This is a genomic window from Tardiphaga sp. 709, from assembly GCF_032401055.1.
GTDB lineage: Bacteria > Pseudomonadota > Alphaproteobacteria > Rhizobiales > Xanthobacteraceae > Tardiphaga.
Genome location: NZ_CP135529.1, coordinates 3,715,394 through 3,740,193 on the forward strand (window position 1 = coordinate 3,715,394; position 24,800 = coordinate 3,740,193).

The following is a 24,800-nucleotide window of genomic DNA, read 5'->3' on the forward strand; positions in this document are numbered from 1 at the left end:
GCATCAGCATGACCCTTCGTATCTCGGGAAAAAGCATCAATGTCGGAGACGCTTTGCGAGGCCGCGTGAGCGAACGGACCGATGAGGTCCTTCGCAAATATTTCGATGGCAACTATTCCGGTCACATCACGCTAAGCAAAGACGGCTTCGGCTTCCGCACAGATTGTGCGTTGCATCTTGATTCCGGAATTACGCTCGAAGCGGACTCCAATGCAGCGGATGCTTACGCCAGCGCCGATCAGGCGCTGCTTCAGATCGAGAAGCGTTTGCGTCGCTACAAGAGCCGGCTGAAGGATCGTTCTGCGCGCAAGACGCATGCTGAAAATCAGGCGATGGCCGAACTCACGGCCCCGACTTTGGATGCGCCGAGCTACATCCTTGAGGCGCCCGATCATGAGGGCGATGCCGACAGCGGCTACGATCCGGTCATCATTGCCGAATCGACCAGGTCGCTGAAGCGGTTCTCGGTGAGCGAAGCTGTCATGGAACTTGATTTCACCGGCGCGGCCGTCGTGCTATTCCTGCATGGAAGTACCGGTCGGGTGAATATCGTGTACCGCCGGGGCGATGGTAACGTGGGTTGGGTCGATCCACCGGTGGTTAAACCGTCCTGACGGCATTGACGCCCAAACGGCCCCTCCCTATGGTCCGCCGCCTTTGACAGGGTTATACCGGTCAATGGATTTCGCATGGGGGGTTCCGGTGCTAGAGTACGTCCGGGCGTTCGCGCCCGGCGCGTTTTCCATCACAGGGGACGATGTCCCTTTCCAGTCTTTCTTGACGCTGCCGGTTTTGGTTCTAACTACCCGCTGACGGTCAAACATCCTCGGAACGGTCAATGACGATTACCGATCTGGTCGCGCCCGAGGCGATAATCCCGGCGTTGAAGGTCAACAGCAAGAAACAGGCGCTGCAGGAGCTCGCTGCGCGCGCTTCCGCGCTCACCGGTCAGAACGACCGCGCCATTTTCGAGGTACTGTTGCAGCGTGAGAAGCTCGGCACGACGGCCGTGGGCTATGGCGTTGCCATTCCGCATGGCAAGTTGCCGAAGCTTGACAAGCTGTTCGGCCTGTTTGCGCGCCTCGATCGTCCGATCGATTTCGAGGCCATGGACGGTCAACCGGTCGATCTGGTGTTTCTGCTGCTGGCGCCGGAAGGTGCGGGCGCCGATCATCTGAAGGCGCTGGCGCGGATCGCACGTCTGCTGCGCGATCAGGACGTCGCCAAGAAACTGCGTGCCTCCCGTGACGCGCAGGCGATCTATTCGGTGCTCGCTTTGCCGCCAGCGACAGCCGCCTAACCATCTCACCCGCAGCTTATGCTGGAAGCGCCCGGCTGGACCGGGCGATTCTCCTACTCCCAACCAGATCCCTGCTTGCGTGGGGATGGAAGGCTGGTTGGCCTCGCCAACTTACGCCGCGAATTCCTTGGCCGGGATTGGAGCAAGCGACTCGTTGCGTACCGCCTGCCGCGCGGTGATCGATACGATCTCGTTCATGGCTGCAGAGTCAGCTTCGGCCTGCGTTTCGGCACGGACCGATTCTGCTTCTTCTGCTGCGGCAGCTGCGCGCGATGAGGCTGCCATCCGCAGTGCTGTCTGGATCTGATTGGAATCCGCGCCGCTCTTGAGCAGCAGCAGCGTCAGCAGCGCCTTGACGTCGGAATTCATGGCCTCTGCGCTCTGCTTCATGCGTCGCACCGCCGCTGACGTTTCAGGAACGTTGAGGGCGGCTACGGGACGAAGCTTGGCAACGTTGCTGCCCGAGGCTTCTGTGCCCTGCATGCGGATCGGATTGGCATGCTCTTCCGCCATCATCACCCGCGATGCGGCAGCAAGCTGCAGAGCGTTGTGAATTTCCGACGAACTGGTTCCGGTCTTCAGCAGCAGCAAAGTGAGGAGGGCTTTGACGTCCGAGTTCATCGCGGCACTGTTCTGCATTGTGTTCCTCGCTTGTGAGAAGAGTAATTGGGTTAGTTGAAACGTCGTCCGAACAGCTTTTCGAAGAAGGTTGGTTGTTGCGGCTCGGGTTGAGCGATTTCGGCGACGAGTTTGAGCGACTTGGAGCGCTGGACGTCACGCTTCACCCGCGGCTTTGACGGCAGCATGATTGGCCCCGGCATGACCGCAGCCTCGGCGAAGGTCGTGAGCGTGCCGTCCTCGAGGCTGCCGCGGATCAGGATTGGTGAGAGAAATACGGGATCTGCGAGTGCAGCGGTCGTCGCAAGGTGTGCGTTATTTAGAGTGTCGAGGCTCTGAACTGCCTCGATGCTCCATTGCCCAAGCGGCAAGCGGTCTGACTTGGCCACGAAAGGCAGGTTGCGGTCGGGCGCGATGACGGGAGGGACGGTGCCATCGGCGCGCATCAGGAACACGGCGGCCGCAGCGCAGCCCGGTGCAAAAACGAAGAGCGAGAAACAGGCTGCGATCACCGGCCGACTATCGAAACTCCAAGAGCGGCTTGGCGCAGCCACCTTTACCTCTGGGGCGGTGACTGTTGCACTGACGCTCCGCAGCAGGTCTTCGATTTGAACGATCTGGGCTTGTGTCGATCCATTCATGGCGACCTCGAATCTCAACATGACCAGATTTTCGCAAGTCATGGTGAATGCGTGGTCACCATTTCCTTCTGTGAAACGGCAGCAAATATCAGGCGCGATGATGCCATCGCGTCGGATATCCGGATTGCTATTGATGGGGGGATCAGTTTTTCAGATGGCGCAGCGGATGAGTGGTCGCGTGCGAATCGATTGCGTCTGATGGTGTGCTCACGATATTGACGACGGGTTACCGCGTCATGCAAGCCGAGCGCCTGCGCGTGAGGATCGTCGTTTGGACGCTGGGATACTCGACATTGGGATACGCGGCTGTCGCCGCGTATCCTGACGTCTGCATCCTGGCGAGTTCGCGTCAGTGAACGCTGACTGCCTGCAATTCTTGGCTCCATGCATTCGCGATCGCCGCTTCGCGGCTGTCGGTGAGCATGATCGGTGTACCGTCGGCGGCATGCAGCGCAAACAGCTGCAGGCCCGGCGCAATCAACGGCGCTTGCGGAAACAGTCCCGGCACATCTTCCGAGCGAACCGGCTTCACATAGGCGATCATACCTTCGCCCAGATGCGCCAATGCTTCGGTGGTGACGGCGGCGTTTTCATTGATCGTAACAACTTCAGTCATCGTCTCGACTCCTTCTATGAGATCAAGCGGTCGAGTCCGCTACTCGTTCCACACTCAGGATGCATGACCTGATCAGTTTGTCGCGTCATGCATTATTCGTGTTCATTGATAGCGATTGTCTTAATGACCCTTTCAGGCTCAGGCCTGGCCAGATCAATCGACAACAACCCGTTCTTTAGATCCGCACCCAGCACCAGCATCCCCTCTGCCAGCACGAAAGTGCGCTGGAAGTGGCGCGCGGCGATGCCGCGATGGATGTATTGCCGAGTCTTGTCGTCCTGCTGGCGGCCCCGGATCACGAGCTGGTTTTCCTCGGTGGTCACATCGAGCTGATCGCGAGTGAAACCTGCGACCGCCAGCGTGATCCGCAGGCGTTCGGGTTGACCATTGTTACGGTCGCACCGCTCGATGTTGTAAGGAGGATAACCGTCTGCGCCTTTGACGACGCGATCGAGCGCACGCTCAATCTCGTCGAATCCCAAAAGGAACGGACTAGATAACGAAGGAACACGAGACATACCTACAAAGCCCTCTCGAAGCGACTTTGAGGGGCCCTTACGGCACCCCTGGCCAATCGGCACTCTGCCAACCGGTCAATCAACAATATGGGCATGCCAAAGCCCGGTTCAAGCACCTCTAAATTGCAGGGAAACCGTTACTAAGGCCTTGAAACCGATCAGATATCGATCCGGTTGCGGCCGTTAGCGCTGAACAGGTGCAGTTTGTCGGGGGAAGCCGTGGCGCGGATCGAAGCACCGATGGCCGGGGCATCCTGGCCGGGGATACGCACGATGACCTCGCCCTCGGGCAGCTCGCCTGGCGTGGCGCTGACGGCCTTCTCGGCCCGCGCCCGGGTGCCATAGACGAAGGTTTCCGCGCCCACCCGCTCGATGGCCTCGACCGTCAGGTTCAGCGTGATGCCGCCGTCAGCTGCCGCCTCGCCGGAGATTGCAAGGTCTTCCGGCCGGACGCCCAGTATACCGGCCTCGGCAGCGCTGCGGCTGTCGCCGGCGAACTGTGCACGGATCTCATCGCCGCTCAGCTTGATCAGGTTCATCGGGGGCGCGCCGATGAAGGAAGCGACGAAAGTGGTCGCCGGTTTGCGGTAGATATCGAGGGGACTGCCGATCTGCTCGACCTGGCCGCCATTCATCACCACCAGAATATCGGCCAGCGTCATCGCCTCCAGCTGGTCATGGGTGACGTAAATCGAGGTCGTCTTCAGGCGACGTTGCAGCTTGCGGATTTCGACCCGCATGGCGACGCGCAGCTTGGCGTCGAGATTCGACAGTGGTTCGTCGAACAGGAACACTTTCGGCTGCCGGACGATGGCGCGGCCCATGGCAACGCGCTGGCGCTGCCCGCCGGACAATTGTCTGGGCTTGCGATCGAGCATGCCGGCGAGTTCGAGCGTCTGCGCGGCTTCGCGCACGCGCGTATCGATCTCCGGCTTCGGCATACCCCTGTTGCGCAGGCCATAAGCCATGTTGTTGTAGACGCTCATATGCGGATAAAGCGCGTAGTTCTGGAACACCATGGCGATGTCGCGATCCGCCGGCTCGATCTCGTTGACGATACGGCCGCCAATATCGACCTCGCCGGAAGTGATGGTTTCGAGGCCGGCAACCATGCGCAGCAAGGTTGACTTGCCGCAGCCGCTTGGCCCGACGAGCACGCAGAATTGGCCGTCACCGATTTCGAAATCGATGCCCTTGATGGCCTCGAAGCCGCCGGGATAGGTCTTGCGGACGTTGCGCAGCGAAACATTGGCCATCTGAATTTACTTCTCCGTCTCGACCAGGCCGCGCACGAACAGCCGCTGCATGAACACCACGACGGCGACAGGCGGCACCATCGCAAGGATCGCTGTCGCCATCGCGAGCTGCCATTCGGCGAGTTCATCCGTCGTCGTCAGCATCTTCTTGATGCCGGTGACGATGGTCTGCATCGATTCCTGCGTCGTGATCAGCAGCGGCCACAGATACTGGTTCCAGCCATAGATGAACTGGATCACGAACAGTGCCGCCATCGTCGTGACCGACAGCGGCAGCAGCGTATCCTTGAAAAAGCGAAAGGGACCGGCGCCGTCAATGCGCGAGGCTTCGAGCAATTCATCGGGGACGGTCATGAAGAACTGGCGAAACAGCAGCGTGCCGGTGGCTGATGCGATTAGCGGCAGGATGAGCCCGGCATAGGTGTCGAGCATCTTCAGATCGGCGATCACCTTGTAGGTCGGATAGATACGGACCTCGACCGGCAGCATCAGCGTGACGAAGATGATCCAGAACGCGGTCTGGCGGAACGGAAAACGGAAATATACCACCGCATAGGCGGAGAGGATCGAGATCATGATCTTGCCGAGCGCGATGCCCATTGCCATGACGAACGAGTTCATCAGCATGTGGCCGACCGGCTCGCGGCTGGCGCGCGAGCCGCCGACGAAAATCGCGCGGTAGTAGTTCTCCAGCGTATGACTGCCCGGCAGCATCGGCATGTTGCCGTTGACCACCGTTGCTGCGTCATGGGTCGAGGCGATCAGCGCGACATAGACCGGGAACACGACGATGAATACGCCGAGCGTCAGGATCGCGTAAGCGAGGATGTCGTTCCAGCGGCGGTGCTCGACCATCAGTACTGCACCTTGCGCTCGACATAACGAAACTGGATGGCCGTGAGCGCGATCACGATCACCATCAGGATCACCGATTGCGCTGCCGATCCACCGAGGTCGCCGCCGAGCCTGCCGTCGGCATAGACCTTGTAGACCATGGTGGTCGTCGCCCCGGCCGGCCCACCACCCGTGACGGCGTCGATGATGCCGAAGGTGTCGAAAAACACATAGACGACATTGACGACCAGCAGGAAGAACGTGGTCGGCGACAGCAGCGGGAAGGTGATCGTCCAGAACCGTCGATATGGTCCGGCACCATCAATCGCCCCGGCCTCCAGTACGCTGCGCGGGATCGCCTGCAGACCGGCCAGAAAGAACAGGAAATTATAGGCGATCTGCTTCCACACCGCGGCCATGACGACGAGCGCCATAGCGTGGTTGCCGTTCAACATTGGATTCCAGTTGAAGCCCATCAGGCGCAGCGGCCGTGCCATGGTGCCGAGCGTCGGGTGGAAGATGAACAGCCACAGCACGCCGGCGACCGCGGGAGCCACCGCATAGGGCCAGATCATCATGACCTTGAAGGTCGGTGCGGCTTTCAGATTCTTGTCGGCCTGGGTGGCGAACAGCAGCGCGATCGACAGCGACAGCGCGGCGACGAGCGACGAGAACACCACGGTCGTTGCCATTGCCTTGTAGTATTCCGGCTGGGCCAGCAGCGTCTGATAGTTCTCCAGCCCGATGAACTCCGAGTTCAGGCCGAACGCGTCCTCGCGCAGGAACGATTGCCAGACGGCCTGGCTGGCCGGCCAGTAGAAAAACACTAGGGTGATGATCAGCTGCGGCACGAGCAACAAATATGGCAGCAGCTTACCCTTGAAGACCGCGGACTTTTCCATGCAGTTCGTCGTGCCCCAGAAAGCAGCCTCATTCTGCTCATGTCATCGCCCGGTCCAAGCACGCAATTGCGCGCGAGGCCGGGCAACGACAGCGTCCGCTTGAAGACTACTTCGCAGTCTTTTCGAAGGTCCGCAACATGGCGTTGCCGCGGCTCACGGCGGTGTCGAGTGCCTGTTGTGCCGTTTTCTGGCCGCCCAGCGCAGCCTCGATCTCTTCGGACCAGATATCTCGCAGTTGCACCATGTTGCCGAACCGCAGGCCGCGCGAATTTTCGGTCGGCTCCTTGTTGGTCAGCTCCTTCAGCGGGGTCTGCAGGATTGGGTTCTTGTCATAGAAACCGTCGGCCTTGGTCTTTTCATAGGCGGCCTTGGTGATCGGCAGATAGCCTGACTCCTGATGCAGCTTGGCCTGACGATCTGTGTCGGACAGGAAGCTGAAGAATTTCGCGATGCCCTTGTATTCGTCGGGCTTCTTGCCGCCCATCACCCATAGCGAAGCGCCGCCGATGATCGAATTCTGCGGCGCGCCGGTAGCTTCGGGGTAGTAAGGCATCGGCGCCGAGGTGAAGGCGAATTTAGCGGTGCCCTTCGCCGTCGCGTAATAGCCCGAGGAGGTCATAAAGAGCGGGCATTCGCCGGAGCCGAAGCGACTCTCGCTGGCATTGGCGCGACCGGAATAATCGTAGGTCTTGTCCTTCTGCAATTCGATCAGCGTCTGCAGATGCTTGACATGCAGTGGCGAATTGAATTTCAGCTCAGTGTCGAATCCGTCGAGTCCATTCGCCTTGGTACCGATCGGCACGTTGTGCCATGCCGAGAACTGCTCGATATTGGCCCAGGTCGCCCAGGCATTGGAGAAGCCGCAGGTCGCATAGCCGGCCGCCTTGAGCTTCTTGGCGCCCTCGAACACTTCGGGCCAGGTCTTGGGAATCTCGGCAATGTTGGCCTTTTTCAGCGCATCCAGATTGACCCACATCACCATCGACGACGAGTTGAAGGGAAACGACAGCATTTCGCCCTTCGATGTCGAATAGTAGCCGGTGATCGCGGGTAGATAGTTGTTTGGATCGAACGGCTCGCCCGCATCCTTCATCAACTGGTAGACAGGTTTGACGGCGCCCTTGGCGCTCATCATGGTCGCGGTGCCGACCTCGAAGACCTGCAGGATGTGCGGTGCGGTGCCGGCGCGGAATGCTGCGATGCCGGCATTCATGGTGTCGGGATAGCTGCCCTTGAAGGTCGGGACCACCTTGTAGTCCGGTTGGCTGGCATTGAAGTCAGCCGCGAGCTTGTTGACGATGTCGTTGTTGCCGCCGGTCATCGCGTGCCACCACTGGATCTCGGTCACCGCCTGCGCGGGCGAAGCAAGCGCCAGCGAGGATGCGAACAAAGTGGCAAGTGCGAATTTGCGGCGGATCATTCAGTTTCTCCCGTTAGCCGTCATCGTCTCGTTGCAACAAAGCTGCGTCGGATGACGTGCATGCGACATTTTGACAGCGCGGATGCTAGGCGGGAAATGGCGGCGTTGGGAAGCCGCAAAAAGTCGAAGACGAGCGGGGCTGCGGATCGCGCAGCCCCGTGTTGTCCTTATCGCTTGCGCTCGGAGCCGCTCACGGTTCCTTTGGCGACCAGCTCCTTGATCTCATCGCCGGAGTAGCCGAACTCCGTGAGGATCTCGTTGAAGTGCTCGTTGAACTTCGGCGGCACGTGGCGCAGGCTCGCTTTGGTGCGATCGAAGCGGACCGGCGAGGCAACGCCCTTGTACCAGTCCTTCTCGATGATATCGCCGCGATGCTTCGTGTGCGCATTGGCGAGCGCCTTGTCGATCGATTGCACCGGACCGGCGGGGAGGCCGGCGCCAAGCAGACGCTCGCACAGCGGTGCGCTATCGTGATCCTTCAGGATCGCTTCCAGCTCGGCACGCAGCGCATCGCGATTCTGCACGCGGTCACGGTTGCGTGCGAAGCGCACGTCCGTGCCGAGTTCCGGCTTGCCAAGTTCACGGCACAGCTTGCGGAAGGTGCCGTCATTGCCGACGCCCATGAAGATGTTGCCGTCGCGGGCAGCGAACACGGCATAGGGCACCAGGTTCGGATGCTCGTTGCCGGTCAGCGCCGGCGGCTTACCGCCATTGTAGAAATAGTTCGCGGTATGCGGATGCATGATCGCGAGACCGGTTTCGTACAGCGTCGCCTCGACGAATTGACCGAGCCCCGATTTGGCACGCTCGGCGAGCGCCATCAGGATGCCGACGCAGGCATAGAGACCGGTCGCCATGTCGACGAGCGCGACGCCGATGCGGGTCGGGCCGCTTTCCTGTGAGCCGGTCGATGCCATCAGACCGACCATCGACTGGATGATCGCGTCATAGCCGGGGTGGCCGCCATGCGGGCCATCGCCGCCGAAGCCCGAGATGCGGCAATGGATCAACTGCGGGAATTTCTCGCGCAGGAAATCGTTGCCGATGCCCCATTTGTCGAGCGTGCCGGGCTTGAAGTTCTCAATCATCACGTCGGCATTTTCGAGCATCCGCATCAGCACCGTGCGGCCGCCCTCGGAGGCGAGGTCGAGACCGATCGAGCGCTTGTTGCGGTTGGTGCCGATGAAATAGGCCGCGTCGTCGTCGTGGAAGGGGGGCCCCAGTCGCGAGTCTCGTCGCCGGCCGGCGGCTCGACCTTGACGACGTCAGCGCCGTGGTCGGCCAGGATCTGGGTGCAATAGGGTCCGCCAAGAACGCGCGACAGATCGATCACGCGCAGGCCGGCAATCGCGCCGGGAGCTATGGGCAAGCTCATTCAATCAGCCTTCTCTCAAGTGTCGTTGGGATATTTTTATGCCAGAGAGCATGTAAGGGCTCTCAGAGCTAGCGGGCTTCCGGCTGGTCAGCAATGGCCTTGTCCGGGCAGCGGCTATGGCCAGAGCGAGGGTATGGCGCAACCGCCAGACGAACGCGAACGGGCTCGGCCGATGGCCGAGCCCGTTCGTATCGAGAGTTAATTCGTTTGCGTCGCTGTGACTCAGACGATCACGGTGCGGACGTCGATATTGCCGCGGGTGGCGTTGGAATACGGGCAGACCTGATGCGCCTTCTCGACCAGCGCTTCAGCTTCTGCGCGCGCCAGACCCGGCAGGGAGACCGCGAGTTCGACATCGAGGCCGAAACCGCCGGCCGAACGCGGGCCGATGCCTACGGTGGAGGTGACCGACACATCCGCGGGCACCTTGGGGCCGCCCTGCGAGCCCACGAATTTCATCGCGCCGATGAAACAGGCAGCATAGCCGGCCGCGAACAGCTGCTCGGGATTGTTGCCGGCGCCGCCTGCGCCGCCGAGTTCCTTCGGCGTGGTGAGCTTGACGTCGAGCGCGCCATCGAGGGTTGCGGCATGGCCATCGCGGCCACCGGTTGCCTTGGCGCTGGTCTTGTAAAGTACGTTCACAGACATTGTCGTCTCCTCATTGTTTGCATCTTGCCCAATTATAATTGCGCACAATTAGATTGTGTGCAATACAAAAAATGCGCGACGCAATCGAATTGTGCTCAACTGATCGTGAAGGGGTTGGGGTCTGGCGTCACCTGTGGCCAAATAAGCTCCGGAGATCATCATGGCCAAGAAACCCGCACCTGTTCCGCTGCTGCAACTCGATAACCAGCTCTGCTTTGCCGTCTATTCGACCGGCCATGCGTTCAATCGCGTCTACAAACCGTTGCTGGACCGATTGAAGCTGACCTATCCGCAATATCTGGCGATGCTGGTGCTGTGGGAGCACGATAATGTCCCGGTCAAGGATATAGGCGAGCGGCTGTTTCTCGATTCCGGCACGCTGACGCCGCTGTTGAAGCGCCTGGAAGCCGCTGGCCTGATCAAGCGCACCCGCAGCGCAGAGGATGAGCGGCAGATGCTGATCGCATTGACGGCGCAAGGTCAGGCGCTGCGTGAAAAAGCCAAGGCCGTGCCGCAGGGAATCCTCGCGGCATCAGCCTGCACGGTCGGCGAAATGGCCGCGATGAAAAATGAACTCGTGGCGCTGCGCGACAGGCTCAACGCGGCGCTGGGGGATTAGCGCCGCCTGTCGATCTCCTCAGGTACAATGCAGTCATGGCTTGGTGGCCCAGGCCAGATGAGCAGGCATCGGCAGCCTGATTTTTCCCGCATCGAGATAGTTGTTCGCGGCCCGGACGATATTGTCACGAATAGCTGCCAGATTTGCGGGCGGTTGTCTTTTCAGCGTTCCACCGGTCCGCGCCGTTCCTTTCAAGAGCGCCTCGAAATAGTCCTCCGGTGAGTTGAGCTCCCATGTCTGGTCGACCGTCTTGGTCGCGACATCGGTAAAGCCACATCGTTGGAAAGCGTCGATGCAATTGTCCGGTTCGCTAAAATGAAAGAACGATGGCCCGGCAGGCACCCGCGCGGAAGGATCTCCGAAAGCCTCGATGGCTTTGAGAGCAATCGAAAATCCGGCCACCCTGGCGGGCGTGCTCCAGACTGTGAACGCCATCCGGCCGCCCGGTTTCAGGACTCGATGAGCGGCCCGCAGTGCCTTTTCAGGCTGATCGAAATGAAGCATGCCGAAATTCATGGCCGCGACATCGAAGCTGTTGTCGGAATAGTTTTCGAGCGTTTCTGCATCGCCCTCATCGAACTGAATGGAGGGATAGAGCTTTCGTGCTCGTGCGACCATGCGTGCGGAAAAGTCGGTTCCCACGGCTCTGGCGCCAGATTGCTGCGCGGCGGCGGCGAGATAACCCGGCCCGCATGCGATATCGAGCAAGGCGGTTCCGGACTTGACCCCCAGAACGATCAGGATCGAAGGGATGGCCTGTTCAGTGAGACGGGCGAATGCAGCGTCATATTCGTCAACGGCGTTCTGCCAGGCATCGTGTTCGAAGGCCTTGAAAGCTGACGTCATTGTTCAACCCCCGCATTGTCTACAGAAGGAGAAGCGTCACACGTCCAGGATAGATATCCGAAGCGGCCAAGGGATTGTACGGGCCGGAAGGCTTTTCGTCACGTCAACGAGTGGTTCAGAGAACGGGTAAACGCGCTACCGCAATATCGTCCTGCCTCAAGTCATCGGCAGTGAAGGATGGTGGAGCCAGGCGGGATCGAACCGCCGACCTCTTGCATGCCATGCAAGCGCTCTCCCAGCTGAGCTATGGCCCCAATACCTGCGACGCACTGGGTGGGGCGTCGCGCGGCAAACCAAGATCACATATCAGGAGTGATCTCAAGTCTCTTCTGAGCTTAACTTTCTTCGTCGCCCGAGACGTCGCCGATGATGTCGGTGACGTCCTCATCGCCTTCTTCTTCGTCGGCAATGAAGGTCGAATCATCGTCTTCATCGTCATCGATGGTGTCATCGACTTCGATATCGTCCTCGGATTCCAGCACGGCAGCCTTCTTGCCGGTATTTTCCTCGGCGTCGGCTTCCTCCAGCGAGACCAATTCTTCGTTCTCGGCGGCTTCCGGAGCCTCCGCCGCAGCAGACGCTGCAGCTGCGCGAGCGGCTGCATCCGCGCGGGTTCGCGGCGGCGCAATCGGCGCAATCGGCACGACCTCGCCCGTATACGGCGAAATCACCGGGCTCTTGTTGAGGTCGTAGAACTTCTTGCCCGTCGTGGGGCAAATGCGTTTGGTTCCGAGATCGGATTTGGCCACGTGAAGGGTCCTGGGGATTTTTTGAAAAACGGTGCTTCACTTGGCTAGTTGACGCGCCCCTGTCAATAGCGGTTTGCGTGAGAATGACCGCTGCGTGACGCAGCGTGGCTCATATGCTACGAGCCGCCTGCGCGAAGGAACACAATCTTGACCCAATCAGACACAGCCGCCGCCCAGCCGACACCGCTGACAGCGCGAAAATCCGGCGCCCTGCGCGGCTCTGCTCGCGTGCCCGGTGACAAGTCGATCTCGCACCGGGCCCTCATTCTGGGCGCGCTGGCGGTCGGCGAGACCCGGATCACCGGGTTACTGGAGGGCGAGGACGTCCTGAATACCGCCAAATCGATGCAGGCGCTGGGCGCCAAGGTCGAGCGAACAGGCGATTTTGCGTGGAAGGTCAACGGCGTCGGTGTTGCCGGCTTCGCCGCACCCAAGGCGCCGCTGGATTTCGGCAATTCCGGTACCGGATGCCGGCTGGTGATGGGCGCCGTCGCGGGCTGCCCGATTGAGGTGACGTTCGATGGCGATGCCTCGCTGCGCAGCCGGCCGATGCGCCGGATCGTTGATCCCTTGGAATTGATGGGCGCCAAGGTCACCGCGAGCCAGGACGGCGGGCGTCTGCCGCTGACGCTCAAAGGCGCGCGTGATCCGCTGCCGATCGTCTATCGCACCCCGGTCGCCTCCGCCCAGATCAAGTCAGCCGTACTGCTGGCCGGCCTGTCGGCCCCCGGCACCACCACGGTCATCGAGACCGAGGCCAGCCGGGACCACACCGAGCTGATGCTCAAGCATTTCGGCGCCGAGATCGTCTCCGAAAAGGAAGGCGCGCACGGTCGCAAGATCACCCTCACCGGCCAGCCCGAATTGAAGGGCGCCGATGTCGTGGTACCGGCAGATCCGTCCTCCGCAGCATTCCCGATGGTCGCGGCATTGATCGTGCCGGGCTCCGAGCTCGTGCTCACCGATGTGATGACCAATCCGCTGCGTACAGGCCTGTTCACGACACTGCGCGAGATGGGCGCATCCATCGAGGAAAGCGATATTCGCGGCGATGCCGGCGAACCGATGGCGCAGTTCCGGATCACAGCGTCGAAGCTGCACGGCGTCGAAGTGCCGCCGGAGCGCGCGCCGTCGATGATCGATGAATATCTGGTGCTGGCGGTGGCTGCGGCTTTTGCCGATGGCACGACCATCATGCGCGGGCTGCAGGAGCTGCGCGTGAAGGAATCCGACCGTCTGGAAGCCACTGCGGCGATGCTGCGGGTCAACGGCGTCAATGTCGAGATCGTTGGCGACGACCTCATCGTGCACGGCAACGGCCGTGTTGCCGGCGGCGGTCTCGTTGCCACCCATATGGATCACCGTATCGCCATGTCAGCGCTGGCCATGGGCCTCGCTTCCGACAAGCCGGTGACCATTGACGACACGACATTCATCGCGACCAGCTTCCCCGATTTCATCCCGATGATGCGTCGGCTGGGTGCTGATTTTTCGTGAGCTGGGCTGGCGTGGATATTTCCCGAGGCGGGTGCTAAGTCCGCGCAGGTCGCGCGAGCCTGGCTCCCGATCCACCGTCATTCATCGTGACAAGACGAGCACGCGCAACGCATGATCATTGCTATCGACGGTCCCGCCGCATCTGGAAAAGGCACGCTGGGCAAACGGCTTGCGCATCATTACGGTTACCGGCACCTCGATACCGGCGTGATCTATCGCGCGGTCGCCAAGGCGATGCTCGATCTCGGCGCGGACCTGACCGATGAGGCGCAGGCCGTGGCTGTCGCCAGTGAGCTCGATCCCGAGAAATTCGGCAATCCGGCGCTGAAGACCCAGGAAGTCGGTGATGCGGCCTCTGTGGTCTCGGCCATCCCGCGGGTGCGGGAGGTCCTTTTGAACTTCCAGCGGCGTTTTGCCGAAGATCCGCCGGGAGCGGTGCTCGACGGCCGCGACATTGGAACCGTGATCTGCCCCCATGCGGACGTGAAGATCTTCGTCGTGGCCGATGCCAGGGTCCGCGCCCGCCGGCGCACCCTGGAGGCTCTTGGACGGGGCGAAGTGGCCGATGAGGCCGCCGTGCTGGCGGATATCATCAGGCGCGACGAACGCGACCAGAACCGCCCGATTGCGCCTCTGAAGCCGGCCACGGATGCATACTTGCTGGATAACTCCAATTTGGATATAGAAGGCGGCGTCCGGGCCGCCATCGACATTGTCGAGGCCGTCCGAGCGGGCCGGCAGCGGGTCTGATTTTTCTTTCTTTCCGAAAGACCTCAGACAAAACCGTTGCCGTCATTGGAGGAAAGCCCGCTCCCGATCTCGAGCTGCGATACGCGCTTAAGGCTCCGGACACCATCAAGACCCTACCCACGTTTCGATCGTGAAGGCATGCTGCCGGCCCGTTCTTGCATCCTCCTGCAAGGCGGTCGTTAGAGGTTGCGGACCCCTGACACTTCACATTTGAGACGCCCATTAACCCGAACGGCCGGCGATACCCGCATCTGGAGAACAAATGGCTTCGACTGCTTCTTCGTATAATCCTTCCCGCGATGATTTCGCGGCAATGCTCGACGAGTCCTTCGCGGGCGGCAACCTTCAGGAAAGCTCTGTCATCAAGGGCATCGTGGTTGCGATTGAAAAGGACATGGCCGTCATCGACGTCGGCCTGAAGACTGAAGGCCGTGTGGCACTGCGCGAATTCGCCGGTCCCGGCCGTGACAGCGAACTCAAGGTCGGCGACGAAGTCGAAGTGTTCCTCGACCGGATCGAAAACGCACTCGGCGAAGCCGTTCTGTCGCGCGACAAGGCCCGCCGCGAAGAGAGCTGGGGCAAGCTCGAGAAGGCCTTCAACAACAATGAGAAGGTTCACGGCGTCATCTTCAACCAGGTCAAGGGTGGCTTCACCGTCGATCTCGACGGCGCAGTGGCCTTCCTGCCGCGTTCGCAGGTGGACATTCGTCCGATCCGCGACGTTGCTCCGCTGATGAACAACTCGCAGCCGTTCCAGATCCTCAAGATGGATCGTCGCCGCGGCAATATCGTCGTGTCGCGTCGTACGGTTCTCGAAGAGACCCGCGCTGAACAGCGTCAGGAACTGGTCCAGAACCTTGAAGAAGGTCAGGTCATCGACGGTGTCGTCAAGAACATCACCGATTACGGTGCGTTCGTTGACCTCGGCGGTATCGACGGCCTGCTGCACGTCACCGATATCGCGTGGCGCCGCGTCAACCACCCGACCGAAGTGCTCACCATCGGTCAGACGGTCAAGGTCAAGATCATCAAGATCAACCACGAGACCCACCGTATCTCGCTCGGCATGAAGCAGCTGCTCGACGATCCGTGGCAGGGCATCGAGGCGAAGTACCCGCTGAACGCACGCTTCTCGGGTCGCGTCACCAACATCACCGACTACGGCGCATTCGTCGAACTGGAGCCGGGCATCGAAGGCCTGATCCACGTGTCGGAAATGTCGTGGACCAAGAAGAACATGCACCCCGGCAAGATCGTTTCGACCTCGCAGGAAGTCGAAGTGCAGGTTCTCGAAGTCGACAGCGTCAAGCGCCGCATTTCGCTCGGTCTCAAGCAGACCATGCGCAATCCGTGGGAAGTGTTCGTCGAGAAATTCCCGGTCGGTTCGACCGTCGAAGGCGAAGTCAAGAACAAGACCGAGTTCGGTCTGTTCCTGGGTCTCGAAGGCGACGTGGACGGCATGGTCCATCTCTCCGACCTCGACTGGAAGCAGCCGGGCGAGCAGGTCATCGACAACTTCAAGAAGGGCGACATGGTCAAGGCCATCGTCCTCGACGTGGATGTCGAGAAGGAGCGCATCTCGCTCGGCGTCAAGCAGCTCGAAGGCGACCCCTTCGCAGAGCCGGGCGACGTCAAGAAGGGCGCTGTCGTGACTTGCGAAGTGATCGAAGTGAAGGAATCCGGCATCGACGTTCAGATCGCCGGCACCGACTTCACGACCTTCATCAAGCGTTCGGAACTGGCGCGTGAGCGTTCGGATCAGCGCGCTGAGCGTTTCGCCGTCGGCGAGAAGGTCGATGCCCGCGTGATCCAGTTCGACAAGAAGGCACGCAAGGTCCAGGTGTCGATCAAGGCTCTCGAAGTGGCGGAAGAGAAGGAAGCCATCGCGCAGTACGGATCGTCGGATTCGGGCGCGACCCTCGGCGATATTCTCGGCAAGGCGCTCAAGCAGAGCGGCGACAAGTAAGCGCGCAAGTAAGTTTCGACTCACTTGCTGCTATCAATTGGGGCCCCGGTTTCACCGGGGCCCTTTTTGCTGTTTCGACCATGTTTTCTTCATATTGCCTCGCAATTGATGTATTTGAGATACCTCAAGTAAACGCTGCCCGGACGACAGATGCAGCATCCGCCAGACGCAAGCTCTCCCGAGGGCTTCCAGGAGATTTCCGATGTCGCTTGATTCCGATGTGATCGTCGATCGCCGCAGAATACGTCGCAAGCTGACGTTCTGGCGCGTGGCGGCGGTGCTGGTCGCGGTCGCTGCGGTGGTCGTCGTCGGCGTCGTCGTGACACGGTCGGGCTCTGAGGCGCTGTCGTCGTCGGGGGCGATCGCGCGCATCAAGATCGAGGGCCTGATCCAGAGCAACAATGATCGCGTCGAGGCGCTGGAGCGGCTGGAGAAGTCATCCGCGGCGGCGGTGGTGGTACATATCAATTCGCCGGGCGGCACTACGGCTGGCTCCGAGCAGCTCTATGACGCGCTGATGCGCCTCAAGGCCAAGAAGCCGATGGTCGTTGTCGTCGAGGGCTTGGCCGCATCGGGCGGCTACATCGCGGCACTCGCATCCGACTATATCGTTGCGCAGCAGAGCTCGCTGGTCGGCTCCATCGGTGTTCTGTTCCAGTTTCCCAATTTCACGGGGTTGATGAAGACCGTCGGTGTCGAGGTCGAGCAGGTCAAATCCTCGCCGCTGAAGGCGGCGCCTAATGGTTTCGAGCCGACCAGCCCGGAGGCGCGGGCAGCGCTGGAATCGCTGGTGAAGGACTCCTACGGCTGGTTCCGCGGGCTCGTGCAGAGCCGCCGCGCCATGGATGACGTGCAACTACAGAAAGTCGCCGATGGCCGTGTTTTCACGGGGCGCCAGGCCGTGGACCTCAAGCTGATCGATCAGCTTGGCGACGAGAAAGCCGCCGTGGCGTGGCTGGTATCCGAGAAGAAGATCAAGAGCGACCTGCCGGTTCGCGACTTCAAGCTGACGCCTAAATTCAGCGATTTCACCTTCCTGCGCGCTGCTGCGACGATCACGCTCGACGCTGTAGGTCTTGGTGCGATCGCGCGGCAGGTCGAGCAGGCGGGCCTCGCGCAGGCCATGGATGGCTTCGGTCTCGATGGCATGCTGGCGCTGTGGCGGCCGGCCACCACCAACTAGGGAACTGCTCGTCCTGTTCTTTCCGCACTGCAAGGAAGGCTGCAACAACGGTTTCGGGCATTTGTCACGCATTTTCGAAGGTGCCTGAATTCATTTAGCGTCTTGACAGTTCAAGGCATTTTCACGGAAATGCATCCTCCCGTTCAGAGTCCAACGTCTCGATGATCAAATCCGAACTCGTTCAACGCATCGCTGAGCATAACCCGCACCTCTACCAGCGGGATGTTGAGAACATCGTGAATGCGATTCTCGATGAGATCGTGGCCGCGCTGGCACGCGGTGACCGTGTCGAACTCCGCGGCTTCGGTGCATTCTCGGTGAAGCATCGCCCGGCCCGTGCGGGCCGCAATCCCCGGACTGGCGAGCATGTGCCGGTGGACCAGAAGAGCGTTCCGTTCTTCAAGACCGGCAAGGAAATGCGCGAGCGCCTGAATCGCGACAATGCTGTGCCGGAAGCAAGCGCAGCGCCATAAAGAACTTTGAGGTAGCGCGCATTCGGGCCGACAGGTCTGAGCCAATTAGCGGAATGCGCGCCCGCATCGCCTTCGCGAGAGACGTTGATGCGTAAATTCTTCTCAGCTCTGGTGATCATCCCCCTCGCGATCGTTTTCGTCGTGTTCGCCGTCGCTAACCGTCATCTGGTCACGGTCTCCTTCGATCCGTTCAACAGCAGCGATCCCGCGGTCGGTGCCACGATGCCGCTATTCGCGGTGATCATCCTGTCGGCCATCCTGGGCGTCATCGCAGGGGGAATGGCGACCTGGTTCAGGCAAGGGCACTGGCGCCGTGCAGCACGTCAGCACGAGGCCGATGTGCGGCGGGCCCGTGCAGAACTGGCTGATCTGCGCGCCCATACCGCGACCACGTCACGGAACGGTGCGCAGCGGCTTCCGGCGCCGGGTTCCTCCTATATGGCCGGTGAGCGAGACAAGTCCGGCGCGACGTTGTAGAACCCCGCGCACAGGCTTTTCCTGCCATTCCCGGTATTGCCAGCGGCCATTTGAAGCATGTCTCTGATCGTCAAAATTTGCGGCCTGTCTACTCCGGAGACGCTCGATGCGGCTCTGGTCGGCGGCGCGGATATGGTCGGTTTCGTGTTCTTTCCGCCGTCGCCGCGTCACGTCACGCTCGACGTTGCGCGGGCTTTGGGCAAGCAGGCGAAGGGCCGTGCCGTGAAGGTCGCACTGTCGGTCGATGCCGATGACGCCGATCTCGAAAACAGTATCGATGCCTTGAGGCCCGATATCCTGCAGCTCCATGGCAAGGAGAGCGTGGCGCGGGTGCGTGATATCAAACAGAAGTTCAGCCTTCCGGTGATGAAGGCGCTCGCCGTCGAGACCAGGGCCGATCTCGCTGCATTGCCCGGCTATGCCGCGGTCTGCGATCGCATCCTGTTCGATGCCAAACCGCCGAAGGATGCGACGCGTCCGGGTGGTCTCGGCGCGGTCTTCGACTGGCATCTGCTCGAAGGCCTCGATCTGAAGCTGCCCTTCATGGTATCGGGCGGCCTCACTGCCGCCAATGTCGCCGAGGCCCTGCGCATCACGCGGGCCGGCGGTGTCGATATTTCGTCCGGCGTGGAAAGCGCGCCGGGCATCAAGGATCCCGACATGATTCGCGCTTTCATCCGCGCCGCGCGCGCAACGGAAGAGTTGACGACCTGATGACTCAAGCCATTCCCAATTCCTATCGGTCCGGTCCCGACGACACCGGTCACTTCGGCATTTTCGGCGGCCGCTTCGTCGCCGAGACGCTGATGCCGCTGATCCTGGACCTGCAGAAGGCCTATGAGGACGCCAAAGCCGATCCCGACTTCCGCAAGGAGATGGACGGTTATCTCAAGGCCTATGTCGGTCGCCCGTCGCCGCTCTATTTCGCGGAACGTCTCACCGAACATCTCGGTGGCGCAAAAATCTATCTGAAGCGCGAGGAGCTGAATCACACCGGCTCGCACAAGGTGAACAACGTGCTCGGCCAGATCATGGTCGCGCGCCGCATGGGCAAGAAGCGCATCATCGCCGAGACTGGCGCCGGCCAGCATGGCGTGGCGACGGCGACGCTCTGCGCGCGCTTCGGCCTCGAATGCATCGTCTATATGGGTGCAGTGGACGTCGCGCGTCAGCAGCCCAACGTGATTCGCATGGAAATGCTCGGCGCCAAGGTGGTACCTGTGCAGGTCGGTGCGCGCACGCTTAAGGATGCTATGAACGAGGCGCTGCGCGACTGGGTCACCAATGTGCACAACACGTTCTATTGCATCGGCACCGTCGCCGGCCCGCATCCGTATCCGATGATGGTGCGCGACTTCCAGTCGATCATCGGCGAGGAAACCCGTGTGCAGATGCAGGAGATCGAAGGTCGTTTGCCGGATTCGCTGATCGCCTGCATCGGCGGCGGCTCCAATGCTATGGGGCTCTTCCATCCGTTCCTCGACGATCCATCGGTCGATATCTACGGCGTCGAGGCGGCGGGCCACGGGCTCACTAACCTGCATGCCGCATCAATCGCTGGCGGCCGTCCCGGCGTGCTGCATGGCAACCGCACCTATCTCCTGATGGATGAAGACGGCCAGATCCAGGAAGGCCATTCGATCTCTGCCGGTCTCGATTATCCTGGCATCGGCCCGGAACATTCCTGGCTGCATACGATCGGTCGCGTGAAGTATTTGTCTGCGACGGACGAGGAAGCGCTGGCTGCATTCCAGTTGCTGTCGAAACTCGAAGGCATCATCCCGGCGCTGGAGCCGGCCCATGCCCTCGCCAAGGTGAGCGAACTCGCGCCAACACTGCCGAAGGATCACCTGATGGTCGTCAACCTCTCCGGCCGCGGCGACAAGGATGTCCCGCAGGTCGGCGATATCCTGAAGGGCAGGCAGTCGTGACCACCCGCATCGATACCCGTTTCGCCGAACTCAAGGCCGAAGGCCGCGCGGCTTTCGTGACTTTCGTGATGGCCGGCGATCCAGATCCCGCCACCGCGCTCGAAATCGTCAAGGCGCTGCCGAAGGCCGGCGCCGACATTATCGAGATCGGTATGCCCTTCACCGATCCGATGGCCGACGGCCCGTCGATCCAGGCCGCAGGCCTGCGCGCGCTGCAGGCCGGCATGACGCTGAAGAAGACGTTGCAGCTCGTGCGCGACTTCCGCAGCTCCGACAACAAGACGCCGATCGTGCTGATGGGCTACTACAATCCGATCTATATTTACGGCGTCGACAAGTTCTTGCCCGATGCCAAGGCGGCCGGCGTGGATGGTCTGATCATCGTCGATTTGCCGCCGGAAGAAGACGCTGAGCTCTGCCTGCCGGCAATCAAAGCCGGATTGAACTTCATCCGTCTGGCCACGCCGACCACCGATGACAAGCGCCTCCCGGCGGTGCTCGCGAACACCTCGGGCTTCGTCTATTACGTCTCGGTCACGGGCATCACCGGCAGTGCCAGCGCGGATTCATCCGTCGTGAGCACGGCCGTGGCGCGGATCAAGCGTCATACGAAGCTGCCGGTTTGTGTCGGCTTCGGCATCCGGACGCCGGAAGCGGCCCACGACATCGCCCGGCATGCCAATGGCGCTGTGGTCGGCACGGCGCTGATCGATGCGCTGAAAGGCTCGCTGGACGCCGATGGCAAGGCCACGGCCAGGACCGTCAGCGCGGTCGCCGATCTGGCCGCAGCCCTCGCCCAGGGCGTTCATGGGGCCAAACAGGCTGCGGAATAAGCCACAATTGGCCTCCATCAACCGGGAACAACGGTTGCCGGGCTCCGTCCCGGCCGCCATATAGATATCAGAGCGACGCATCATCTCAGCGACGCGGAGACACATATGAACTGGCTCACCAACGTCGTCCGGCCGAAGATCCGCAGCATCCTCAAGCGCGATACGCCCGAGAACCTCTGGATCAAGTGCCCGGATACCGGACAGCTCGTGTTCTACAAGGACGTCGAGAGCAACCAGTTCGTCATTCCCGGCTCGAACTATCACATGCGTATGGGCGCCACCGCCCGCATGAAGTCGATCTTCGACAACGAGACCTGGTACGACGTCGCGCTGCCCGAAGTGATCGCCGATCCGCTGAAGTTTCGCGACGAGCGCAAATATGTCGACCGCATCAAGGATGCCCGCACCAAGACCGGCATGAATGACTCGGTCAAGGTCGGTTACGGCAAGATGGAAGGCTCTGGCGTCGTCGTCGCCGTACAGGATTTCGATTTCATGGGCGGTTCGCTCGGCATGGCTGCCGGTGAAGCGCTGGTGCGCGGGCTCGAACTCGCGGTCGAGAAAAAGTCGCCCTTCATCGTGTTCGCAGCCTCCGGCGGCGCGCGGATGCAGGAAGGCATTCTCTCGCTGATGCAGCTGCCGCGCACGACTGTTGGCGTGCAGATGCTGCGCGAGGCCAAGCTGCCTTACATCGTCGTGCTGACCAATCCAACCACAGGCGGCGTCACCGCGTCCTATGCGATGCTGGGTGATGTCCAGATCGCCGAGCCCGGCGCGCTGATCGGCTTTGCCGGTGCGCGCGTGATCGAACAGACCATCCGCGAGAAACTGCCGGAAGGTTTCCAGCGCGCCGAATATCTCCGTGACCACGGCATGATCGACATGGTCGTGCATCGCCACGATCTGAAGCCGACGCTGGCGCGTCTCTGCCGTCTGCTGACGAAGTCTCCGGCCATTGCGAGCCCGCCGCGCGCGGAGAGCATTCCGGCCGAGATCCTCGTGGCTCCTGACGCGGTGCCGGCCGCGCACGCGTGAGCACCTCCGCGCCGCCATCGTCGCCCGACCTCGGCGAGATTCTGGCGCGGCTCTCGAAGCTGCATCCAACCGCCATCGATCTGTCGCTGACCCGCATGCAGCGGCTGATGGCGCAGCTCGGCAATCCCGAGCGCAAGCTGCCCCCGATGATTCACGTTGCCGGCACCAACGGCAAGGGCTCGACCATCGCCTATCTGCGCGCGATCTGTGAAGCCGCAGGCCTGCGCGTCCACGTCTACACCTCGCCGCATCTCGTCCGCATGAATGAGAGCATCCGGCTTGCCGGCACATTGGTGAGCGACGACGCATTGCGTGACGCGTTCGCCCATGTCGAGACGGTCAATGCCGGCGCGCCGATCACGCTGTTCGAGGCCGAGACTGCGGTCGCATTCGATTTGTTCGCAAAGCATCCCGCTGATGTCGTACTGCTCGAAGTCGGTCTCGGTGGCCGCCTTGATGCGACCAATGTGATCGAAACACCAGCTGCCTGCGTGCTGACGCCGATCGCCATCGATCACACCGATTTTCTCGGCGATACGCTCGCAAAGATTGCCAGCGAGAAGGCCGGCATCATCAAGCGTCGTGTGCCGGCGATCACGGCCGAGCAATCGCCCGATGTCGCCGACGTGATCGAGCAGCAGGCGCGCAAGATGCATGCGCCACTCGTCAGTGCCGGGCAGGAATGGCACGTCAATATCGAGCGTGGCCGTCTGGTGTATCAGGACGACCGCGGGCTGATGGATATCGCGGCACCGCGGTTGTTCGGGCGCCATCAGTTCGGTAATGCCGGCCTTGCGATTGCGACTTTGCGTGCGCTGGATATCTTCAAGATTGATCCGGCCGCCTATGAGACGGGTGTGGCGCGCGCCGAATGGCCGGCGCGGATGCAACGGCTAACCTCAGGCAAGCTTGTCGCGGCGGCGCCCGCCGATTCCGAACTCTGGCTCGACGGCGGCCACAATGCCGATGGCGGGCGCGTGATCGCGGCGGCCCTTGGCGATCTCGAGGAGCGCGTGCCGCGGCCGCTGGTGGTCATCGCGGGCATGATGGCCAACAAGGACGCGACGGGCTTTCTGGCGAATTTTGCTGGCCAGACCCGGCATATCATCGCGGTGAAAATCCCCGGCCGCGACGGCGCCATGGCACCGGATGCGCTGGCCGATGCCGCGCGGAGTCTCGGCATGCGCGTCGAGACGGCGCCGAGCGTCGCGGATGCGCTGCAATCTCTCACCAGGCTGGCCTATGAGGTGCCGCCGCGGATCCTGATTGCAGGCTCGCTCTATCTGGCCGGCCATGTGCTTGCCGAGAACGGCACGCTCCCTGCATAGAATCGCATCGATACAAGTGATCTCTGATTGATCCTTGCTTGATTTTAGGGAGGTTCGATGCGCTTCGCTGCCATTGCCGACGTTCACGGCAATCACTTTGCCCTTGAGGCGGTTGTCGCCGATATCCGTACTCAAGGCATCACCGACATCGTCAATCTTGGTGATATGGCCAGCGGTGCGCTCGATGCGCGCCGTGCGGTGGACATCATGATGGGCCTCAATGCCACCAATGTCCGCGGCAATCATGATCGTTACATCACCGACTACAAGCTTGACGACATGTGGCCGTCCGATCGGCTGGCACACAGCCAGCTAGAACCAGAGCAGATGGACTGGCTGCGCGCGCTGCCCTTCAGCACGATCTATCGCGAAGAAGTCTATCTCGTTCACGCGACGCCCGATGACGACAACACCTACTGGATGGAAGCGGTGACCCCCGAGGGCATCGTGCATATGGCCGCGATCGAAACCATCGAGGAGAAGGCCAAGGGCATCGCCCAATCGCTGATTCTCTGCGCTCACACCCACATCGCGCGGTCGGTGCGGCTCCGCGACGGCCGCATGATCGTCAATCCCGGCAGTGTCGGCGGTCCCGGCTATCGCGACGTCACGCCCTATCCGCACACGCTGGAAGTCGGCACACCGGATGCCTGCTACGCGATTCTGGATTCGAGCTCAGGCCGCTGGCAGGTGACGTTTCGTCAGGTGCCTTACGATCATCAGGCGATGGCGGAGTTGGCGCTGCAGAACGAGCGACCCGAATGGGCCAGCGCGCTGGCGACGGGGTGGATCAGGTAGACGAGACGGTACACCCTCTCGACTGTCATCCCCGCGAAGGCGGGGATCCATACACGCCGAGAGTATAGTTGAAATGCTGTAGTCACGGCTCTGCCGTTTCAAACACACTGATCGTGGTTATGGGTCCCCGCCTTCGCGGGGACGACGTCTGAGAAGATCTCGCTCCATCACACAAAAAAAGGCCGGT

General features: G+C 61.3%; 27 protein-coding genes, 1 tRNA gene and 1 pseudogene. 16 read left to right on the forward strand and 13 right to left on the reverse strand.

Annotated features, from left to right (window positions below; all coding sequences use genetic code 11):
- Nucleotides 1-8 precede the first annotated feature (8 nt).
- Together hpf and ptsN are read left to right on the forward strand one after the other, a co-directional pair.
- Nucleotides 9-614, forward strand: coding sequence for a ribosome hibernation-promoting factor, HPF/YfiA family (gene hpf, locus RSO67_RS18185; protein ID WP_089266375.1), 606 nt, complete (start codon nucleotides 9-11; stop codon nucleotides 612-614).
- Nucleotides 615-838: 224 nt separating this feature from the next.
- Nucleotides 839-1,300, forward strand: coding sequence for a PTS IIA-like nitrogen regulatory protein PtsN (gene ptsN / locus RSO67_RS18190; protein ID WP_089266376.1), 462 nt, complete (start codon nucleotides 839-841; stop codon nucleotides 1,298-1,300).
- A gap of 111 nt (nucleotides 1,301-1,411) precedes the next feature.
- On the opposite strand, the gene RSO67_RS18195 is transcribed toward ptsN, so the two are convergent.
- Nucleotides 1,412-1,939 (reverse strand): hypothetical protein, encoded by a 528-nt coding sequence (locus RSO67_RS18195; RefSeq protein WP_315839992.1) that lies wholly within the window; start codon nucleotides 1,937-1,939, stop codon nucleotides 1,412-1,414.
- Nucleotides 1,940-1,971: 32 nt separating this feature from the next.
- The gene (locus RSO67_RS18200; protein ID WP_315839993.1) at nucleotides 1,972-2,364 is read right to left on the reverse strand and encodes a hypothetical protein; all 393 of its coding nucleotides are present in this window, start codon (nucleotides 2,362-2,364) and stop codon (nucleotides 1,972-1,974) included.
- Nucleotides 2,365-2,526: 162 nt separating this feature from the next.
- Between RSO67_RS18200 and RSO67_RS18205 the strand changes: the two genes are divergently transcribed.
- Entirely contained in the window at nucleotides 2,527-2,778 is a 252-nt protein-coding gene (locus tag RSO67_RS18205) for a hypothetical protein (protein WP_315839994.1), read from the forward strand.
- A gap of 130 nt (nucleotides 2,779-2,908) precedes the next feature.
- On the opposite strand, the gene RSO67_RS18210 is transcribed toward RSO67_RS18205, so the two are convergent.
- From RSO67_RS18210 to RSO67_RS18245, 8 genes and pseudogenes are all read right to left on the reverse strand, one after another.
- A complete protein-coding gene (locus RSO67_RS18210; protein WP_315839995.1) occupies nucleotides 2,909-3,175 on the reverse strand; it encodes a DUF1150 domain-containing protein in 267 nt (88 codons plus the stop codon).
- Between the two features lie 92 nt (nucleotides 3,176-3,267).
- A complete protein-coding gene (locus tag RSO67_RS18215; protein WP_068730313.1) occupies nucleotides 3,268-3,693 on the reverse strand; it encodes an Hsp20 family protein in 426 nt (141 codons plus the stop codon).
- A 158-nt stretch (nucleotides 3,694-3,851) separates the two neighbouring features.
- On the reverse strand, nucleotides 3,852-4,949 hold the full coding sequence (locus tag RSO67_RS18220) for a sn-glycerol-3-phosphate import ATP-binding protein UgpC (RefSeq protein WP_315839996.1): 1,098 nt from the start codon (nucleotides 4,947-4,949) through the stop codon (nucleotides 3,852-3,854).
- 6 nt (nucleotides 4,950-4,955) lie between these two features.
- A complete protein-coding gene (gene ugpE / locus RSO67_RS18225) occupies nucleotides 4,956-5,804 on the reverse strand; it encodes a sn-glycerol-3-phosphate ABC transporter permease UgpE (protein WP_315839997.1) in 849 nt (282 codons plus the stop codon).
- Nucleotides 5,804-6,685 carry a sn-glycerol-3-phosphate ABC transporter permease UgpA gene (gene ugpA, locus RSO67_RS18230; protein WP_315839998.1) on the reverse strand — a complete coding sequence of 294 codons (882 nt, stop codon included), beginning with the start codon at nucleotides 6,683-6,685 and terminating at the stop codon, nucleotides 5,804-5,806. The genes ugpE and ugpA overlap by 1 nt, the downstream gene beginning before the upstream one ends.
- Nucleotides 6,686-6,791: 106 nt before the next feature.
- The gene (gene ugpB / locus RSO67_RS18235; protein ID WP_315839999.1) at nucleotides 6,792-8,105 is read right to left on the reverse strand and encodes a sn-glycerol-3-phosphate ABC transporter substrate-binding protein UgpB; all 1,314 of its coding nucleotides are present in this window, start codon (nucleotides 8,103-8,105) and stop codon (nucleotides 6,792-6,794) included.
- A 167-nt stretch (nucleotides 8,106-8,272) separates the two neighbouring features.
- A pseudogene (locus RSO67_RS18240) lies at nucleotides 8,273-9,480 on the reverse strand (CaiB/BaiF CoA transferase family protein).
- A 222-nt stretch (nucleotides 9,481-9,702) separates the two neighbouring features.
- Nucleotides 9,703-10,128 carry an organic hydroperoxide resistance protein gene (locus RSO67_RS18245; protein ID WP_089266392.1) on the reverse strand — a complete coding sequence of 142 codons (426 nt, stop codon included), beginning with the start codon at nucleotides 10,126-10,128 and terminating at the stop codon, nucleotides 9,703-9,705.
- 160 nt (nucleotides 10,129-10,288) lie between these two features.
- On the opposite strand from RSO67_RS18245, the gene RSO67_RS18250 reads away from it, so the two are divergent.
- On the forward strand, nucleotides 10,289-10,747 hold the full coding sequence (locus RSO67_RS18250; RefSeq protein WP_184512584.1) for a MarR family winged helix-turn-helix transcriptional regulator: 459 nt from the start codon (nucleotides 10,289-10,291) through the stop codon (nucleotides 10,745-10,747).
- A 33-nt stretch (nucleotides 10,748-10,780) separates the two neighbouring features.
- Here the strand turns inward: RSO67_RS18250 and RSO67_RS18255 are convergent, their stop codons facing one another.
- The 3 genes from RSO67_RS18255 to RSO67_RS18265 form a co-directional block, all read right to left on the reverse strand.
- Nucleotides 10,781-11,593, reverse strand: a complete 813-nt coding sequence (locus tag RSO67_RS18255; RefSeq protein ID WP_315840000.1) for a class I SAM-dependent methyltransferase — start codon at nucleotides 11,591-11,593, stop codon at nucleotides 10,781-10,783.
- A 178-nt stretch (nucleotides 11,594-11,771) separates the two neighbouring features.
- A tRNA-Ala gene (locus tag RSO67_RS18260) sits at nucleotides 11,772-11,847 on the reverse strand.
- A gap of 81 nt (nucleotides 11,848-11,928) precedes the next feature.
- Entirely contained in the window at nucleotides 11,929-12,342 is a 414-nt protein-coding gene (locus RSO67_RS18265) for a TIGR02300 family protein (protein ID WP_149529528.1), read from the reverse strand.
- Between the two features lie 147 nt (nucleotides 12,343-12,489).
- On the opposite strand from RSO67_RS18265, the gene aroA reads away from it, so the two are divergent.
- The 12 genes from aroA to RSO67_RS18325 all read left to right on the forward strand — a co-directional run bounded on the left by aroA (nucleotide 12,490) and on the right by RSO67_RS18325 (nucleotide 24,613).
- On the forward strand, nucleotides 12,490-13,839 hold the full coding sequence (aroA, locus tag RSO67_RS18270; RefSeq protein ID WP_315840001.1) for a 3-phosphoshikimate 1-carboxyvinyltransferase: 1,350 nt from the start codon (nucleotides 12,490-12,492) through the stop codon (nucleotides 13,837-13,839).
- Between the two features lie 111 nt (nucleotides 13,840-13,950).
- Nucleotides 13,951-14,589 carry a (d)CMP kinase gene (cmk, locus tag RSO67_RS18275; RefSeq protein WP_093757876.1) on the forward strand — a complete coding sequence of 213 codons (639 nt, stop codon included), beginning with the start codon at nucleotides 13,951-13,953 and terminating at the stop codon, nucleotides 14,587-14,589.
- Nucleotides 14,590-14,851: 262 nt separating this feature from the next.
- Entirely contained in the window at nucleotides 14,852-16,555 is a 1,704-nt protein-coding gene (rpsA, locus tag RSO67_RS18280; RefSeq protein ID WP_315840002.1) for a 30S ribosomal protein S1, read from the forward strand.
- Nucleotides 16,556-16,757: 202 nt separating this feature from the next.
- Nucleotides 16,758-17,738 carry a signal peptide peptidase SppA gene (gene sppA, locus RSO67_RS18285; RefSeq protein ID WP_315840003.1) on the forward strand — a complete coding sequence of 327 codons (981 nt, stop codon included), beginning with the start codon at nucleotides 16,758-16,760 and terminating at the stop codon, nucleotides 17,736-17,738.
- A gap of 161 nt (nucleotides 17,739-17,899) precedes the next feature.
- The gene (locus tag RSO67_RS18290; RefSeq protein WP_315840004.1) at nucleotides 17,900-18,211 is read left to right on the forward strand and encodes an integration host factor subunit beta; all 312 of its coding nucleotides are present in this window, start codon (nucleotides 17,900-17,902) and stop codon (nucleotides 18,209-18,211) included.
- Nucleotides 18,212-18,298: 87 nt separating this feature from the next.
- Entirely contained in the window at nucleotides 18,299-18,688 is a 390-nt protein-coding gene (locus tag RSO67_RS18295) for a LapA family protein (RefSeq protein ID WP_315840005.1), read from the forward strand.
- A 57-nt stretch (nucleotides 18,689-18,745) separates the two neighbouring features.
- The gene (locus RSO67_RS18300; RefSeq protein WP_315840006.1) at nucleotides 18,746-19,402 is read left to right on the forward strand and encodes a phosphoribosylanthranilate isomerase; all 657 of its coding nucleotides are present in this window, start codon (nucleotides 18,746-18,748) and stop codon (nucleotides 19,400-19,402) included.
- Nucleotides 19,402-20,619, forward strand: coding sequence for a tryptophan synthase subunit beta (gene trpB / locus RSO67_RS18305; RefSeq protein WP_315840007.1), 1,218 nt, complete (start codon nucleotides 19,402-19,404; stop codon nucleotides 20,617-20,619). The genes RSO67_RS18300 and trpB overlap by 1 nt, the downstream gene beginning before the upstream one ends.
- Nucleotides 20,616-21,452 carry a tryptophan synthase subunit alpha gene (gene trpA / locus RSO67_RS18310; RefSeq protein WP_315840008.1) on the forward strand — a complete coding sequence of 279 codons (837 nt, stop codon included), beginning with the start codon at nucleotides 20,616-20,618 and terminating at the stop codon, nucleotides 21,450-21,452. The genes trpB and trpA overlap by 4 nt, the downstream gene beginning before the upstream one ends.
- Nucleotides 21,453-21,557: 105 nt before the next feature.
- Complete coding sequence (gene accD, locus RSO67_RS18315) at nucleotides 21,558-22,487, forward strand: acetyl-CoA carboxylase, carboxyltransferase subunit beta (protein WP_315840009.1); 930 nt, start codon at nucleotides 21,558-21,560, stop codon at nucleotides 22,485-22,487.
- A complete protein-coding gene (locus RSO67_RS18320) occupies nucleotides 22,484-23,815 on the forward strand; it encodes a folylpolyglutamate synthase/dihydrofolate synthase family protein (RefSeq protein ID WP_315840010.1) in 1,332 nt (443 codons plus the stop codon). The genes accD and RSO67_RS18320 overlap by 4 nt, the downstream gene beginning before the upstream one ends.
- A 57-nt stretch (nucleotides 23,816-23,872) precedes the next feature.
- The gene (locus RSO67_RS18325; RefSeq protein WP_315840011.1) at nucleotides 23,873-24,613 is read left to right on the forward strand and encodes a metallophosphoesterase family protein; all 741 of its coding nucleotides are present in this window, start codon (nucleotides 23,873-23,875) and stop codon (nucleotides 24,611-24,613) included.
- Nucleotides 24,614-24,800: the final 187 nt, after the last annotated feature.

Bases quoted from the DNA above. Each gene is read 5' to 3' on its own strand.
- accD (WP_315840009.1), top strand. From the start codon at position 21,558: ATGAACTGGCTCACCAACGTCGTCCGGCCGAAGATCCGCAGCATCCTC.
- RSO67_RS18215 (WP_068730313.1), bottom strand. From the start codon at position 3,693: ATGTCTCGTGTTCCTTCGTTATCTAGTCCGTTCCTTTTGGGATTCGAC.
- sppA (WP_315840003.1), top strand. From the start codon at position 16,758: ATGTCGCTTGATTCCGATGTGATCGTCGATCGCCGCAGAATACGTCGC.
- ptsN (WP_089266376.1), top strand. From the start codon at position 839: ATGACGATTACCGATCTGGTCGCGCCCGAGGCGATAATCCCGGCGTTG.
- rpsA (WP_315840002.1), top strand. From the start codon at position 14,852: ATGGCTTCGACTGCTTCTTCGTATAATCCTTCCCGCGATGATTTCGCG.
- RSO67_RS18250 (WP_184512584.1), top strand. From the start codon at position 10,289: ATGGCCAAGAAACCCGCACCTGTTCCGCTGCTGCAACTCGATAACCAG.
- RSO67_RS18255 (WP_315840000.1), bottom strand. From the start codon at position 11,593: ATGACGTCAGCTTTCAAGGCCTTCGAACACGATGCCTGGCAGAACGCC.
- RSO67_RS18200 (WP_315839993.1), bottom strand. From the start codon at position 2,364: ATGCGCGCCGATGGCACCGTCCCTCCCGTCATCGCGCCCGACCGCAAC.
- hpf (WP_089266375.1), top strand. From the start codon at position 9: ATGACCCTTCGTATCTCGGGAAAAAGCATCAATGTCGGAGACGCTTTG.
- ugpA (WP_315839998.1), bottom strand. From the start codon at position 6,685: ATGGAAAAGTCCGCGGTCTTCAAGGGTAAGCTGCTGCCATATTTGTTG.
- RSO67_RS18195 (WP_315839992.1), bottom strand. From the start codon at position 1,939: ATGCAGAACAGTGCCGCGATGAACTCGGACGTCAAAGCCCTCCTCACT.
- RSO67_RS18300 (WP_315840006.1), top strand. From the start codon at position 18,746: ATGTCTCTGATCGTCAAAATTTGCGGCCTGTCTACTCCGGAGACGCTC.
- RSO67_RS18245 (WP_089266392.1), bottom strand. From the start codon at position 10,128: ATGTCTGTGAACGTACTTTACAAGACCAGCGCCAAGGCAACCGGTGGC.
- ugpE (WP_315839997.1), bottom strand. From the start codon at position 5,804: ATGGTCGAGCACCGCCGCTGGAACGACATCCTCGCTTACGCGATCCTG.
- RSO67_RS18295 (WP_315840005.1), top strand. From the start codon at position 18,299: ATGCGTAAATTCTTCTCAGCTCTGGTGATCATCCCCCTCGCGATCGTT.
- ugpB (WP_315839999.1), bottom strand. From the start codon at position 8,105: ATGATCCGCCGCAAATTCGCACTTGCCACTTTGTTCGCATCCTCGCTG.
- cmk (WP_093757876.1), top strand. From the start codon at position 13,951: ATGATCATTGCTATCGACGGTCCCGCCGCATCTGGAAAAGGCACGCTG.
- RSO67_RS18325 (WP_315840011.1), top strand. From the start codon at position 23,873: ATGCGCTTCGCTGCCATTGCCGACGTTCACGGCAATCACTTTGCCCTT.
- RSO67_RS18220 (WP_315839996.1), bottom strand. From the start codon at position 4,949: ATGGCCAATGTTTCGCTGCGCAACGTCCGCAAGACCTATCCCGGCGGC.
- trpB (WP_315840007.1), top strand. From the start codon at position 19,402: ATGACTCAAGCCATTCCCAATTCCTATCGGTCCGGTCCCGACGACACC.
- RSO67_RS18290 (WP_315840004.1), top strand. From the start codon at position 17,900: ATGATCAAATCCGAACTCGTTCAACGCATCGCTGAGCATAACCCGCAC.
- RSO67_RS18210 (WP_315839995.1), bottom strand. From the start codon at position 3,175: ATGACTGAAGTTGTTACGATCAATGAAAACGCCGCCGTCACCACCGAA.